Source organism: Sorangium sp. So ce302 (assembly GCF_051530145.1).
Lineage (GTDB): Bacteria > Myxococcota_A > Polyangia > Polyangiales > Polyangiaceae > Sorangium > Sorangium cellulosum_B.
In genome coordinates this window covers 11,928,156-11,942,476 of sequence record NZ_CP150326.1, presented here as the reverse complement: position 1 = coordinate 11,942,476, position 14,321 = coordinate 11,928,156, and the positions used below count along the sequence as shown (strand labels likewise).

The 14,321-nt window shown below is 70.0% G+C and carries 12 protein-coding genes and 1 tRNA gene; 7 read left to right on the top strand and 6 right to left on the bottom strand.

All coding sequences use genetic code 11. The annotated features are described in order from the left end of the window. Positions 1-2: 2 nt before the first annotated feature. Genes WME73_RS45250 through WME73_RS45240 form a run of 3 tightly spaced genes read right to left on the bottom strand, consistent with a single transcriptional unit; the run spans position 3 to position 2,899 of the window. Positions 3-1,094: an SIS domain-containing protein gene (locus WME73_RS45250; RefSeq protein ID WP_437913598.1), complete on the bottom strand. Its 1,092-nt coding sequence runs from the start codon at positions 1,092-1,094 to the stop codon at positions 3-5. Beyond that, the gene (locus WME73_RS45245) at positions 1,094-1,900 is read right to left on the bottom strand and encodes a BtpA/SgcQ family protein (protein ID WP_437913597.1); all 807 of its coding nucleotides are present in this window, start codon (positions 1,898-1,900) and stop codon (positions 1,094-1,096) included. Before WME73_RS45245 ends, WME73_RS45250 begins: the two co-directional genes overlap by 1 nt. Positions 1,901-1,909: 9 nt before the next feature. Next, a complete protein-coding gene (locus tag WME73_RS45240) occupies positions 1,910-2,899 on the bottom strand; it encodes an aldose epimerase family protein (protein ID WP_437742468.1) in 990 nt (329 codons plus the stop codon). 207 nt (positions 2,900-3,106) lie between these two features. Here WME73_RS45240 and WME73_RS45235 point away from each other — a divergent pair, with 207 nt between their 5' ends. Next, complete coding sequence (locus WME73_RS45235) at positions 3,107-4,111, top strand: NAD-dependent epimerase/dehydratase family protein (RefSeq protein ID WP_437913596.1); 1,005 nt, start codon at positions 3,107-3,109, stop codon at positions 4,109-4,111. A 61-nt stretch (positions 4,112-4,172) separates the two neighbouring features. On the opposite strand, the gene WME73_RS45230 is transcribed toward WME73_RS45235, so the two are convergent. Further along, positions 4,173-4,781, bottom strand: coding sequence for an N-acetyltransferase family protein (locus WME73_RS45230; protein ID WP_437913595.1), 609 nt, complete (start codon positions 4,779-4,781; stop codon positions 4,173-4,175). A gap of 24 nt (positions 4,782-4,805) precedes the next feature. Here WME73_RS45230 and tssI point away from each other — a divergent pair, with 24 nt between their 5' ends. The 6 genes from tssI (at position 4,806) to WME73_RS45200 (ending at position 12,580) form a co-directional block, all read left to right on the top strand. Beyond that, positions 4,806-7,463, top strand: a complete 2,658-nt coding sequence (tssI, locus tag WME73_RS45225) for a type VI secretion system tip protein TssI/VgrG (RefSeq protein WP_437913594.1) — start codon at positions 4,806-4,808, stop codon at positions 7,461-7,463. 51 nt (positions 7,464-7,514) lie between these two features. Next, the gene (locus WME73_RS45220; protein WP_437913593.1) at positions 7,515-9,188 is read left to right on the top strand and encodes a hypothetical protein; all 1,674 of its coding nucleotides are present in this window, start codon (positions 7,515-7,517) and stop codon (positions 9,186-9,188) included. 222 nt (positions 9,189-9,410) lie between these two features. Then, positions 9,411-10,208 (top strand): hypothetical protein, encoded by a 798-nt coding sequence (locus WME73_RS45215; protein ID WP_437913592.1) that lies wholly within the window; start codon positions 9,411-9,413, stop codon positions 10,206-10,208. Positions 10,209-10,242: 34 nt separating this feature from the next. Further along, on the top strand, positions 10,243-10,659 hold the full coding sequence (locus WME73_RS45210) for a PAAR domain-containing protein (protein WP_437913591.1): 417 nt from the start codon (positions 10,243-10,245) through the stop codon (positions 10,657-10,659). A 24-nt stretch (positions 10,660-10,683) separates the two neighbouring features. Beyond that, the gene (locus WME73_RS45205; RefSeq protein WP_437913590.1) at positions 10,684-12,453 is read left to right on the top strand and encodes a hypothetical protein; all 1,770 of its coding nucleotides are present in this window, start codon (positions 10,684-10,686) and stop codon (positions 12,451-12,453) included. Between the two features lies 1 nt (position 12,454). Continuing rightward, a complete protein-coding gene (locus tag WME73_RS45200) occupies positions 12,455-12,580 on the top strand; it encodes a hypothetical protein (RefSeq protein ID WP_437913589.1) in 126 nt (41 codons plus the stop codon). An 82-nt stretch (positions 12,581-12,662) separates the two neighbouring features. On the opposite strand, the gene WME73_RS45195 is transcribed toward WME73_RS45200, so the two are convergent. Together WME73_RS45195 and WME73_RS45190 are read right to left on the bottom strand one after the other, a co-directional pair. Beyond that, positions 12,663-12,749, bottom strand: a tRNA-Ser gene (locus WME73_RS45195). 173 nt (positions 12,750-12,922) lie between these two features. After that, on the bottom strand, positions 12,923-14,194 hold the full coding sequence (locus WME73_RS45190) for a hypothetical protein (RefSeq protein ID WP_437913588.1): 1,272 nt from the start codon (positions 14,192-14,194) through the stop codon (positions 12,923-12,925). Between the last annotated feature and the right edge of the window lie 127 nt (positions 14,195-14,321).

Here is a 14,321-nt window from a genome sequence, read left to right as displayed (position 1 = left end):
TTTCACCGCTTCTTCTGGAACGGCAATCGACCCAGCCGCTCCGCGACATGGGAGGCCACGTACCCGGCGAAGAGGTGATAGAGCAGCGGCGAGAACGCCTCGCGCACCTCGCCCGCCACGGGCAGCGTGAGGATCGCGTGCCTCGACACCTCGGTGTCGGCCTCGTGCACGACCGCGAACACGCGCCTCCCGAGGCCTCGCGCCGCCTCCGCGATCTCGCTCGCCCGGCGGTGGGCGCGCCCCGGAGGGGCGATGACGAAGAGGGGCATGTCGACGGGATAGGCAAACCGCTCGACGTGCCACCACTCCTCCACGTCTTCCCCGACGGTGAGGAGGCCGGTCGCCTCCACCATCTTCGCGGCGCCGAAGCGCGCGGTGCCGTGGCTCGGCCCGCTTCCCAGCATCACCATGGCAGGGGCGTCGGCGACCCTCTCGGCGGCCTCGCGACACCTTCCTTCGACGGCGCGGCGCGTGGCGTCCACGGCGTCGGCAAGCGCGACGATCTCCTGGCGGAGGGCGCCCGCGTCGGCGGTGCCCCGCGCCTCGGACAGCCGGATCGCGACCAGCAGCATCCCGAGCAGGCTGGCCTGGTACGTGCGAATCCCCGGCGAGCGCTCCTTTTCCGGCAGCGTGGCCACGACGGCGCGATCGGCGGCCCGGGTCACGGCGCTGTCCGCCGCGCAGGTCAGCGCGATCGTCGCCGCCCCGCCCTCCTTGGCGCGCTCCACGGCCTGGATCACGCGCGGGGTGCCCCCCGAGGCGGAGGTCGCGATCACCAGCGCTCTCTGCGGCGAGCGCCGGCGCATCCGCGCGCCGCCGTACTCCAGGAAGCGCTGCGAGCTCATCGCCGCGCAGGCGACCCCGCCGATCTCCTCGAAGGCCATCTCGGCGGCGCACGCGGCGTGGTGGGAGTCCCCGCTCCCCACGAGGTAAACCTCGTCGATGGACGCCCACGCCGGGGGCGAGAGCAGGGCGCGCACCTGCTCTTCGAGCGGGCCCGCGAGGGCGCGCAGATCGCTCGCCAACGCCTGGATCTCGCGGGCCATCACGGCCGGCTCGAGCTCCCTCGTCGTCGCCTGCGCCGCCGTTCCCATCAACGCTCCAGCCCGCGGACGATCTCCACGTACGCCGCGACCCGGTCCCGATCGATCCGGCCGCCCCACCCGCCCTGCTCGAGGCAGGCCCCCACGAAGGCCCCGTCGGCCGCCGCCATCAACCGCGCCGCGTTCGCGTGGTTCGTGTGGCCCGCGAGGAGGATCGGCAGATCGGGCGCGGCCGCCCGCACGGACGCGATCATCGCGAGCGTCTTCGCCTCGTCGGGGTCGCCCAGCGACACGGCGTCCGCGCCGACGTGCTTCGCGCGCCTCGCCACCTCTGCCACGGGCTTCGCCCCGCCGAGCCACGTGAACTGCGTCGACGCCACGTCGGCGATGATCTTCACGCCCCACGCGTCGATCTTGTCGCGGTACTCCATCACCTCGAGCGGGTTGGCCTCGACAAGGCCGTGCTCGGTGAGCGTGGCGCCCACCAGCGCTCCGGCGCGGACGAAGCTCCCCCGGGCCACCTTCGCCACCGCGAGCGACGCCCGGATCGCGTTCCGCATCAGCTGCACGCCGATCTGGAAATCGTCGCCCGTGGCGCGCCCGATCGCGTCGACGATCAGCCCCATCGCGGTCGTGCGCGCCGGATCAGACTCGTCCTTGACGCCGTAGACGCGCTCGACGGTCTGCACCAGGCACCCGTCCGCGCCGCCCTCGCTCAGGGCGATCGCCGACTGGACCGCGACATCGAGCGTCCGCTCGAAGCTGCCTTCCTCGTGGAAAGGCGTGCCGGGCAGCGGGGCCAGGTGGATCATGCCCAGCACGGCTTTCCGTCGTCCGAGGGTCGCGAAGGTCCGCATGATGGCCGCTCACCTCGAGAACGCGTGGGTCGTGACGTGGCGATGGATCATCCCGGGATCGAGCCGCGCCGAGGGGAAATCAGCGCGGTTGGGCGCGTCGGGGAAGGCGCCTGTCTGCAGGCACAGCCCCGCGCGCGGCCGGGCGAGGCCGTCGCCCGAGTAGACCGCGAGCCCCGGCTGATCGGTGACGACCCGCATTCGCCGGCCGGTCGAGGGTTCGAAGAGCTCCGCGGCCCACGTCGGATCGTCGAGCACGAAGCAGTCGTCGATCCGCGCATCGCCGATCTGCCGCGGCGCCCGGTAGTCGAGCCGCGTACCGGCGACGCCGGCGGGCGGGCCCCGCGGGATGAGCTCTTCGTCGCACGCGAGGACGCGTGCCGCGTTGAGCGCGAGCCGGTGATCGTCGATGGTGCCCGAGCCGGCGAGGTTCCAGAAGGCGTGATTGGTGAACGCCACGATGGTGCTCGCCGTGGTGGTCGCCCGATAGTCGAGCGTGAGCCGACCGTCGCCGTCGACTCGATAGGTGACCTCGGCCGACAGCGCGCCGGGGTAACCCTGGTCGCCGTCGGGGCGCTCGAGCCGGAGCCGGAGCGCGAGCTCACCCTGGCGGCGCTCGGCGTCGGCGCTCCACACGAATCGATCGAATCCGATGCTTCCCCCGTGGAAGTGATGCCGGCCGTAGTTGCGATCGAGCTGGTGCTCGACCCCGTCGAGCTCGAACCGACCCCCCGCGACGGCGCGCGCGAAGCGGCCGAGCGTGGACCCGATGTAAGGGTTCTTCGATCGATCCTCGTAGCTCTCGAGATCCGGGAGGCGAACGACGACGTTGTCGACCCGGCCGTCGCGATCGGGGACGAGGAGCTCGACGAGCGTCGCCCCGTAGGTCCACACGGTCACGGCGAGCCCCTTCTCCGTGTCGAGCGAATACGCGTCGACGCGGGTGGGGCCTTGCCCGGCGTGCCCCGCGGTGGTGCCGATCGTCGTCCGCCGGATGTTCATCGCCGATCGGCCGCCAGCCTAGACGTCGCGAGGCCCGAAGTCCAGGGCCGGCCCCGCCTGCGGGCCCGACGACCGGCCGGCGGGGCCGAGCGCCGTGCTACGCTCCGGCGGCGTCTTCAGCGTCTTCCAGGGTACCTCGACGATCGATGTGGCGTAGCCGCTCGGGATCCGAACCCTGGGGTCATGAGAGGCGGCAGGAGGTCCAGCGTGCGGGTCTTGATCCTCGGAGGCACCGGCTTCATTGGGGCTCGCGTCGTGCACGCCCTGCGCGGGCACGACGTCTGGACCTACGAGCGCGGGCAGACAGGACGCGTCTCACCGACTACGTTGCGCGGCGACCGCGCCGAGATCGCCCGGCACCGCGATCGACTCGAGCGACTCGGGGTCGACGTGGCACTCGACATGATGCCCCGCAACGGCGCGGACGCGCGCGGCGTGCTCGATGTCTTGAGGAGCGTCGCCCCGCGCCTCGTGGCGGTGAGCAGCGGCAGCGTGTACCGGGTCTTCGGCCGCCTGCTCGGTCGGGAGGCCGGGCCGCCGGAACATACCCTCTGCGACGAGCAAGCCCCTCTGCGAACATGCCTGTTCCCCTACCGCGGCGCCTCGCCTCGACCCGCCTCCGACCCTCGCGGTTGGCTCGACGACTACGACAAGATCCCGGCCGAGGAGGCCTACCTCGCCGCCGGGGCGAGCGTGGTGCGGCTGCCGATGGTCTACGGCCCGGGCGATCCGGACCGGCGGCTCGCCGGCTACTTGCGGCGGATGGTGGACGGGCGCCGAGCGATCTGGCTGCACGCGGCCGGCGCGGCCTGGATGAACTCGAGATCGTACGTGGAGAACGTCGCCGAGGCGATCGCGTGCGTCGTCCTGCGGGGCGCGCCCAGGCGCGTGTACAACGTGGCCGAGCCCGAGGACTGCTCGGAGCGCGTGTGGATCGAGCGGATCGCCCGTGTCGTCGGTTGGGGGGGCGAGGTCGCCGTGGCTCCGGCGAGCGAGCAGGCCTGGGCACGCCCCGCCATCGAGGAATTGCCCCCCGAGGCCCGCTTCGAGCACCACGTACGCCTCGACAGCGGCCGGATCCGGCGGGAGCTGGGCTTCATCGAGCTGGTCACGGCGCCGGAGGGCCTGGAGCGGACCGTTCACGCCGAGCTGCGCGCAGGGCTTCCCTCCGTCGACTACACCCGCGAGGACGACTTCGAGCGGCGGGCATAGGGAGCGTACCCTCCCATCGAGTCACCGGAGCCGGGTGGGGGAGCCGTTCAGGCGAGCGCGCTCAGGCGAGCGCGCGGGACATCCGGAGCTCGTCGAGGCCGTCGCTGGTCTTCGCGCCGCCGTCGAGCGCGAAGCCCGCGCGCTCGTAGAACCGGATCGCGCGCGCGTTGCCGCGCAGGACCCAGAGCTCCGCCCGCGGGAAGCCTCCCGCCGAGAGCCAGGCGAGCGCGTCGACGATGAGCGTGCGCCCGGCGCCGGTCCCCCAGACGTCGGGGTGCGCATAGAGCGCGTAGAGTTCGCCGTGGCGCGGGTCGTCGCGGCTTGGCCCGGCGCTGGCGAAGGCCACGACGCGAGCGTCGCGCTCGAGCACGGTGGTGCGTGATCCGGGCAAGGGCTCGGCGAAGTTTCGTTGCCAGCGTTGCGTCCGAGCCTCGATGGTGAGCCCGTCGAGCACGGTGTCGGGCATCAGGCCGCGGTAGGCAGCCTTCCACGCGGCGACATGCACGACGGCGATCGCCGCGGCATCGACGTCGGCGGCGGGACGGATGGACATGCGTTGAGGCTGCCACCCCGAGGCGGCCGTGGCAACGGGCGGTCCGGGCGCGCGTTGCGCCGTCTCCTCTCGAAAATCTAAGCGCCGCGCGCCGAACGTGCTCCTTGCAGGCAGCATTGCGGCTCCTGTTAAATTGCGCGCGTGATCAGCGATCCCTTCGAGCTCCACGCCGGGGCGTTCACGCCCGCGGACCTGCGCGTTGTCTCGTTCCGCGGGCGTGAGGCGCTCTCCGAGCTGTTCTCGTTCCAGCTCGTCGTGCAAGCCACCCCCGAGCTCGAGGGCCGCGACGCCGAGCTGCTCGGCAGCCTCGCCGCCTTCGTCCTGCGCGATGGGCGCGGGGCCCAACGCCGCATCGAAGCGCTCGTCGATCAAGTGCGCGCGGACGCCGCGTTCATCGCGCGGACCGGCCCGACTTGGCACTTGCGCCTCGTTCCCCCGCTCGCGCTGCTCCGGCGCCGGACCACAAGCCGCATCTTCCAGGACGAGACCGTGCCGCAGATCCTTCGGCACGTCCTTGCCGCGGCCTCCATCCCGGTCGAGCTCCGCCTCTCGCGGACGTACGCGGTCCGCAGCTACTGTGTGCAGTACCGCGAGAGCGATCTCGCGTTCGTGCGGCGGCTCGCGGCCGAGGAGGGGATCGCGTTCTGCTTCGCGGACGCGCCGCCAGGCACCGTGGGGACCCGCGCCCCCGTGATCTTCCTGGACGAGCCCTCGCACTACTCCGCAGCGTTCGGCATCGAGTCCGGCGCGCTCGTCCTGCGTCCTGAGGAGGGCCTCATGCCGACAGGGCGCGAGATCATCTCCTTCGGTCTGCAGCGATCCATCCAGCCAAGCTCGGTACACCTCAGGGACTATGACTTCCGCCGGCCAAACCTGGTCCTGAGCGAGCGGATCGGGCCCAAGGCGAGCGGGCCGCCACCGCTCGAGGTGTACCAGCACCACGCGGACTACGACACGCCGGATGTCACGCCCGATCGCGCGCGGGTGTTCCTGGAGCAGGCCCAGCGCCGAGCGGTGGTGGGCAGCGGCGAGAGCTGGGTACGCGAGCTCGCGCCGGGGCGTCGCTTCGAGCTCAACGCCGAGGCCTCCCCCGGGATCGAGGGAGCCTACGCCGTGACCCGTGTCATCCACGGGGGCCATACACCCGAGCTGTCGGGGCGACCCGCGGAGCGCACCTACCGCAACCGGTTCGAGTGCATCCCCGCGACGGCGCTGCTCCGACCGCGGGCACCCAAACGCAAGCCGCGGCAGGTCCTCGAAACAGCCGTGGTCACCGGGCCGGCAGGGCACGAGGTTCACACCGACGAGCACGCGCGCGTCAAGGTGCAGTTCCACTGGGATCTCGCGGGGCAACGCAACGACAAGAGCTCGGCCTGGCTGCGTGTCGCGCAGAGCTGGGCGGGCGCATCGTTCGGCTCGCAGTTCGTCCCGCGCGTGGGCATGGAGGTGCTGGTCGGCTTCCTCGGCGGGGACACCGATTGCCCAGTCGTGCTCGGATGCCTGTACAACGCCACGCATCCGCCGCCCTTCCAGCTCCCTGGGGAGAAGCTCAGGAGCGGCCTCCGAACCCAGAGCTCACCAGCTGCCACCGGCTCCAACGAGCTCAGCTTCGACGACACCGCCGGCGACGAGCAGATCTACGTGCATGCGCAGCGCGACCTCGACGAGCGGATCGAGCGGCGCCGGACGACGCTCATCGGTGAGGACGAACAGACCGACGTGCGCGGCGACCAGCACAATCACGTCGCTGGTGAGCGACGCGAGCGTATCGGAGGAAGCCGGCGGGGCAGCGTCGGCGGCGATCACGAGGAACGGGTTCAAGGCCACCAGACCGTGCGCGTGGACCGCGACCAGACGAACGAGATCGGAGGGAGTCGGCGGCTCGTCGTGGGCGGCGTATCCAAGGAGGTTTTCATGGATGACGCAGTCACGCTCTGCCAGGACACCTACACGCTCCACGTGGAGCGTCAGGCGGCGGTGACCGTCGGTTCTCGCGGTGATTCGTCCCGGAGCGACTTCTACGTGTTCGGCGATCACACGACCGGAGCCGCGGGCAGCCTCGTACTCACGGCGAGCCGCTCGCTCACCCTGCAATGTGGCGACAGCATCATCGCCCTCACGCCCGAGGGCGTGAAGATCGGCGGCAACGCGCTCGCGATGGCCGGAGCGAACGGGGCGAGCATCAAGGGCAAGGGCCCTGCGCTCGACCTGGGAGAGGAGGCCGAGCTCGTCGCCAAGAAGATCCGGATCGTCTCCCCGAACGCCTCGCTCGATCTGGACGACGATGCGCACCTGCGCGGCAAGCTGGTCAAGCTCAACTGCGACTCGGCCGACCTGCTCTCCGAGGACGAAAACGACGAGCCGCCGAGGACCCGGCCGCTGCGGCTCAAGCTGTCGGATGTCGCGATGGTGCCCTACGCGGAAAAGAACTATCGCCTCACGGTCGACGGTCGCGTTCACGAGGGAACCACGGGCCCGAACGGTGAGCTCGAGCTGGAGGTACCGGAAGCCGCAAAGAGCGCGGTGCTCGTCGTCTGGATCGAGAGCTACCCGGAGGGGCCACGCCAGCAGTGGACCCTCAGCCTGCGCGAGAGCGCGCCGGCGGACTCGGTGCCCGGCGCAGCGCTCAGGCTGCGCAACCTGGGCTACTACGAGGGGCCGCTCCGGGACGACATGGCCGAGCTACCCGAGGGAGCCGTGCGAGGGCTCAAGGATTTCCAGCGAGACCATGGCGTGCAGGTGACCGGTAAGCTCGATGCGGCGACGGTCGCCAAGCTGAGGGAGACATACGGCCACTGAGGTCGTGATGCGGGCGCGAGTGGGGCAAACAAGGTCTGATTGAGGTGTTGCATGAACTGGACGGATGGCGGTGGCGGCGCCGGGGGAGCGAGCGGAGGGAACGACCGGCGATTCGATGGGGCCGAGGGCGGGCCGCAGGCGTACGATTATCACACGCCCGATCCCCACGAGCCCGAGGCGCTGCCGCCCGAGCAACCGCCGGCCCCTCCACCGCCGCCTCCTCCCCCGAGCACCCTGCCAAAAGATCCGCCGCCACCCGTGGCGGCTGACGTAAGCCCAGGGCCTGACAACCACATCTCGCAGGCGGCCGGCACTCCCTTCACGGCTGCGTTGCCGAAGTGGGTCCTCGAGATTACCCAGACGCAAAACGCCGCCGATCTGGAGCTTACCTACCCTAAGGGCGGGCCAACCACCAAGCGAACCGTTCGGCTTTATTGGTTCCGATTTCTTGGCGTCGGTTTCCATTCTGGCAATGTGATGGGTGTCAATCGAGAGCTCCTCAAGAAGCTCCTTCGCGCGCAGGAGGATCTCTATCGACAGTACCGCGAATCGATGGGAACTCCAGTCGACGATGCCGATGATCAGAAGAAGTTCAAGGAGTGGTGTGCGGCGAAGGAGCTTGTCGGAGGACAGGGGAAGCGCGGCGGGGGCAACCACCGAGATGGGAGTGCGATCGATATCGAGTATACGGCCTCGCCGTGGGTACCGATCTACGGCGGCGATGGCCCGACCGGCGAGATCCACAACAACAGGAACGTCGAGTGGAGCAGGACCAACGTGTGGGAGCCTTGCTTGGAGGTGTACCAGCGGGCCACGCTCTTCTGCTTCGGCCACAGCACTCAGCCGCGCAAGTCGAGCGACCCATCACGCTCCTACGATACCTTCAAGAAGGTCCATGATGGGCTGGTAGGCTACCTCGCCTACCGTTATCCCAACGGCGCACAGGAGGACCTGACCGAGGCATCCCTTGGCGACTTCATCAACCGTGTCAAATCTGAGAAGGACACAACGCTCAGCGGTTGCAAGATTTTGCTCCGCGATGGGAGCGGAAAGCTCGCTGAACGGAGCCCATACGACGAGCAAGGGGACCTCGATGAGCGGCTCCTGGGCGAGGCGTACGCCCAGATCGAGGCCGATCGCAAAGTGATGCGGTACGGCATGGTGAAGAACGCCTTGAAGATCAACGCCGACCGAATCGATGAGAGCGCGACCAATTTCCGAGAGCCCTGCCGAGGGTTTCTGATGCTCAAGAAGGAAGTCGTGCTGGCGCTGATCAAGGTGGGCCTGCGCTGGGGAGGACAGGATTTTGGCGACATGATGCACTTCGATATGGGATTCGAGGTGCTCAACGAGTTCTACGATATCGCCGTCGCACACAAGACATCGAAGTCATTGAATATGCTTGGGACGAAGGACGATGTCGGCCTCCAAAAGCTGAGGGATGCGGCCGCGGCGGTCAAGAGTGCAGCAGAGACGGCGGGGCCAGCGGCCAACCAGGCAAGCCTCGCCGGCAACACGGCGAAGGAGGACGCATGCCGCGCGGCGGTGCGCTCGGCGGACGCAGCGCTCAGCAAGGTTGTCGCTGCCGGTGATGCGGTGAAGAGAGCGGCTTCCAGCGAGAAGATGCCAGAGAACAAGAGGCAAAAGGCGCTGGATGCGGCGGACGCGGCGCTGGCGGCAGCCAAGCAGGCCGAAACCGAGGCACAACAGGCGGCCGCGATGTAGGCCGACGCCGTGTCCCAGCCGTTCCGATCCGGTATCATGAGGCGCGAGATGAGTCGTCTTGTTCTCCTTGGTCTGTTTGCTGCAATCGGTGTGACCTCCTCTGCCTGTCGGCCAGCGGCGCGACGAGCCCAGCCCGAAGCCGGTGTCGCGCACGCCGCTCCTCGTCCGTCCGCAGCGTCGAGGGAGCAGGTGGGCTTATGTCCACCGATTCAACGCGCCCGGGTGGCCACGTTCAATGAAGAACAACGCACCCATGACAAGCGCTGGCTTTTGCCCGAGGTGGTAGAGAGTCCGCCCAAGGAGCCCGTCCAGGAGGACTCCGAGGTACCGCTGGACGAAGCCAGCGCGCGGGCGCGAGGTGCCACCTCTAGCAACGATCCGGTGTGGATACTGGGCGACGGGGTTCCGCCGTGCCGGATGATGCCGGGGCAGTATCTGCTCCAGCGCGAGAGCTGGGGACCCCAGATCGCGAGAGTCGTGCGGGTGCTCGAGGGGGCGTGCCCTGAGCAGGGTCGGTCGGCACGGTCGGTCGTGTTTCAGCAGACCGAATCGCCGGAGAGGTGCCTCTTGCATAAAAAAGAGACATTGACCCAACGTGCTCCACCCGAAGGTCTCATTCCCCAGAACCGTTGCCAGGAGCCGGAGTGCCGCTATATGGAGGCGGTGGGCGGCGGTGAACTACCCGGTGGTGGCGGAAGCACGGTGCTCGAAGTTACAGCCACCTGGCTCTACCCTACGGAAGAGCATGAATGTTCCTGGGCGCATGACGACTTCTACGGCATCTTCGTCCAGGCGAGAAAGGACCTACCGTTTACCAAGATTCCCAACGTAGACAGCCTTTTCGGTGTCCTGGTCGATGGTCGAGGGCTCCGTGCCGCGATCGGCGACGCGTTATGGATCATGACTTTCGTGCCTATTGCTCCGTCTGGGCAGCCGGAGAAGCCGCTCAGCGTGACGGCCCATGTGGCGCATCATGATGAGAAGACCTGGAACTCGCTCGCGCCCTACTGCGGTCCGTGAGCCGGTGGTTGCCGCGAGAGAAGGAGAAGCGAGGATGCCAGCGCATGGGCCGAAGGCGGGCAAGCCCGCGGCAAAGCAAGGGGACAAGGTCGTCGGCATCGACACGCACGTGGTGATGATCCCCTCGCCTGGCGGGCCGGTGCCCACGCCAACGCCGCTGCCGTTCAGCGGGACGTTGAGCGGCGCTCTGAGCCGCGACGTCCTGATCGAGGGCAAGCCTGCCGCGATCCAGGGCAGCACCGCGGCGAATGCGCCCGCGCATGGTCCTCCAGGGGGCACGTTCCAGCGGCCGCCGTCGAACCAGGCCCGTGTTCAGGCGGGCAGCAAGACGGTGCTCATCAACAACAAGCCGGCCGCGCACCTCGGGGATCCGGCGATGACCTGCAACGACCCGGCCGACGCGCCGAACGGGAGCGTGATCGCCTCCGGAACCGTGCTGGTCGGCGACTAGGGGTCCGGGGGGATGGCGGCAGGCATGAAGCCCGCAGCAGGGGCGCAGGAGGCGCGCGAAGAGATCTCGCTGGCGCAGTACGCAGCCGTCAGGGCGGCGATGACGGAGGGGTTCCCGCTGGCGGACGTGCTCGCGGTCGAGGGGCTCACGCCGCGTACGTTCGCGCGGGCCGATCTTGCCTGGAAGCAGCGGCTGGCCGCCGAGCCGGAGCTGCTCGCGGCCTACGAGCAAGAGCTGGCACAGGCGGAGGACTGGCTGGATCGACGGGTCGAGCCGCTCGGGGAGGACGAGGCCGCCTGGGCGAGCTTCCTTGCTGTCTTCGCGGCGCACCCGGCCCCGTTCGAGCTGCTGCAGGAGAACGATCTGGGCATGAACGACGTCGCGCGGCTCCGCCGCCGATGGGCGCGGCGCGTTGACGAGGACGCGAAGATCGGCGAACTCCTCAAGGATCTGCACGCGAGACCGGGGAAGCTGGGATCACTCCGGGTCGGCCCCCGGGTGCTGCAGCCGTCGAGAGTGGCCGAGGCGCGAGCCTCGGGGAAGGCGGTCGCAGATGAGCACTCTGCGGCGGGGCCGCTGGGCGAGCCCAGGCTGGGCCTGGCCGAGTACGCGGCGCTCTGCGCGGAGCTCGATGCGCTGCCTGAGCAACGCGAACGGGTACTGCGGCGCCACGGTCTGGCCGATGAGGAGATGCGGGCAGCGCTGGATCGGCAATGGCGGGCAGCGCTGGGGCGTGACGCGGCGCTGGCGAAGGACTTCGAGCGGCTCCACGCGCATCACGCGCGTCGGCTGGAGATGCTCCTCGCCCGAGCGCGGGAGGTCGGCAACGTCGAGCGCTCGCCAGCATCCGTTGCCGCCTCGTTCGCGCCTGCCGCGCCGTCTTCCGAGGCGACGGCCGGTCGTGGGGCGCCCCTCATGACACCGGCGGCGCTGCAGGGCACGGGGCCCCTGCTGGGTGTTCCCCGAGGTGCAGCGGTCCCGTTCGTGCCCGTGCACGCCCAGCTCGCGACCGTGAAGGCAGCGCCGAAGCCTCCTCGCGCTGCGGAGTCGCTCACCGGCACCGCTCCCCTGCCCGACATTCCGCGAGGGCCGGAGCTGCCGTTCCCTCAATCGGGTGCGGCGAAGGTGGTGAAGCGCCCGCCTCCTGCGATCGCGGAAACCGCACCGTTTTCTGACATTCCCCGCGGCCCCGCTCTCCCGTTCACGGCCGGAGCATCGGAGACTCCCGAGCCGTCCACATCGACAGCGCGGCCGCAGCAGCCGCGAGCCCCCTCCAAGGTCGCAGAGACGTCACCGTTGCAGGCTCCCCCTTGCGGCCCGGTGATCCCCTTCGCGGCAGCGGACCCCACGAGGCGTGCCGGAGCTCTGGCAGCATCGAAGCCCGCTCCGCGGGCCGCAGCAGACCTCCGGGAAACGTCGCTGAACCTCGCAATTCCCCGTGAGCTGCTGACACAAACCGCGTCCTCGCCGGCCCCTGTGACCGGAGCAGCCTCCCAGACCGCCAAGGTATCGCCGCGTTCTGCGCCGTCGAGCACAGCCGGGGACGGAGGTACAGCGCCCCCCTCCGAGCCGCTGGAGACGATCCTGCCGCTCGCGCGGTATGCCGCGCTCTGCGCGGAACTGGCCCTGTCCCCCGCCATGGCCGAGTCGATCTTCCAGCGCTACGGCCTGGGTTCCGGCGAGATGCGATCAGCGGTCGATGCGGCCTGGAAGGAGCGGCTCCGAGAGCACCCGGCGGAGTACGCGAGGTGGCAGGACATGTACCAGCGCTACTACGCGCACTTCGCCAGGTGAGGTGCGCCCCCGCGGTGAACAGCAGCTCGCCGGCCACCTGCACCTCTCCGTCACCCAGCGCTACGCGCACACCAACGACAACCTGAAGAAGAACGCAGTGCAGGCCTTCACGCCGCGGTCGGCGTAGCCGTGTGAATGGCGTGCGAATGATCTCCGCTAGCCCGCTCGAGGACGCCCTCGCCCCTCGATGAAATTCTCAATGGTTTCAGCGGAGGAGAAGGGATTCGAACCCCTGGTTGAGTTGCCCCAACGGCGGTTTTCAAAACCGCTGCCTTCGACCGCTCGGCCACTCCTCCAAACATCCAGAACGACTCGCTTTTCTGCCTCTTCTACCGCCCCCTGTCAACGCCGCCCTGAGAACCCGCCCCCTACCCTACCCTGCTCCGGGCCGCCCCTGAGCTCTCCAGCCCCGGCCCCGCCGCTCCTGCCCCCACCGGCATCCCCCACCGCCCCCACCGCCCTTCGCCCCTTACTTCTCCCTCCCCACCGCCGCCCCCGCCAGCGCCCCGGCGCCCTGTCCCCCCACCCCGCCCTTCATCACCTCCGCCAGCCACTTCCCCGCCCCCGCGCACGTCCCCGCCGCGCTGACCTCCCCTCCCCCGCGCCTCGCGTACGGCCCTGCCACGATCGCCACGTCGCTCCCTCGCGCCGTCCACGCGATCGGCCCGAGCGACGGCCGCCGCCTGCACACCTTCCCGAAGCGCCGCTCGATCACCTTCCCCGCCTCTGCCGCGTCGCCCGCGCTGTCGAACCGCAGCCGCCACGCGAGCGCGACCTCTTTCCGCGACGGGTCCTCCGGGTCGTCCCGCCGCACCACCGCGAACCGATCCCCTCCCCACCCCGCCGCCGCGCCGATGGCCGCATCGCGGTGGGCATACGCCGCGAACGCGATGCGCAGCGCCTGCTCGCCCATCACGTCGTCGAAGACGACGCGGAACCCCGGGCCGAGCGCCGCGGCCGTCGGGACCGCCACCGCGACGGCGGGCTCGCGCGCGGCGAGCTTCTCCGGGTGGAGCAGCTGCTCGGTGGTCTCCGGCAGCGCGCGCCAGACCGCATCCACCGAAGCCCACCCGCCCTCCCGGCGCAGCGCCTGCACGAACGCGAAGCCGTCGGTGTACGGGGCGCCCAGCGACTCCTGCAGCACGAGCGGCGTGTCGCCTACCGACGACAGCGCCGTCGACATCGCCACGAGCCTCCGGAGCATCGACTCGTCGACCTGGAACGCCGAGCCGACAAGCACGTCGAACATCGCGCTCATCGCCTCTCCCTCGACGAGCGCGTGTGTGGCCGCCAGGCGATCGCTGTCGCCGAGCTTGAAATCGAGCAACCTCCCCAGCGAGAAGCTCTGGTCCTGGAGCGCGTGGACGAGCTCGTGCGCCAGCGTCTCCTCGGCTTCGGCCTCGCTGAGATCGTCGACGAGGTACATCGTCGCGTCCTCCGGCTCGTAGAAGCCCGCGATGCGGCCCTCGAGCAGGCGGTACATCCCGGCGGTGAAGTCGTAGTCGGCCGGGATGAGCTCGAGCGCCGCGAGCACCTCGCGCTGGTGATCGAGCACGCCCTCGGGGATCTCTCGCTCCACGTGCGCGCGGACCCGCTCCAGGATCTGCCCGCGGGCGAGCACGCGGCTCCGCACCTCGCGACGGACCGGCAGGCCCCGCGCCTTCGCCACGCGCGCGAGCACGCGTGCGATCTCGCCGTCGGTCAGGCGAGCCGCGTCCTCGTCGATCTCGCCCGCATCCACCGGGCCTGCGCCCCCAGCCGGCCGAGGCGCGGCTGACGCCGCAGGTAGCGTCGCAGTCGAGGCCTGCGCCCGCGGCGGCGCCGCAGGCGCGGCCGTCGGCGCGCACCCGGCGAGCACAGCCGCCCCG

Coding starts and splice junctions, on each gene's coding strand:
- WME73_RS45250 (WP_437913598.1), bottom strand. CDS start 1,094: ATGGGAACGGCGGCGCAGGCGACGACGAGGGAGCTCGAGCCGGCCGTG.
- WME73_RS45245 (WP_437913597.1), bottom strand. CDS start 1,900: ATGCGGACCTTCGCGACCCTCGGACGACGGAAAGCCGTGCTGGGCATG.
- WME73_RS45240 (WP_437742468.1), bottom strand. CDS start 2,899: ATGAACATCCGGCGGACGACGATCGGCACCACCGCGGGGCACGCCGGG.
- WME73_RS45230 (WP_437913595.1), bottom strand. CDS start 4,781: ATGCTGCCTGCAAGGAGCACGTTCGGCGCGCGGCGCTTAGATTTTCGA.
- WME73_RS45220 (WP_437913593.1), top strand. CDS start 7,515: ATGAACTGGACGGATGGCGGTGGCGGCGCCGGGGGAGCGAGCGGAGGG.
- WME73_RS45210 (WP_437913591.1), top strand. CDS start 10,243: ATGCCAGCGCATGGGCCGAAGGCGGGCAAGCCCGCGGCAAAGCAAGGG.
- WME73_RS45205 (WP_437913590.1), top strand. CDS start 10,684: ATGAAGCCCGCAGCAGGGGCGCAGGAGGCGCGCGAAGAGATCTCGCTG.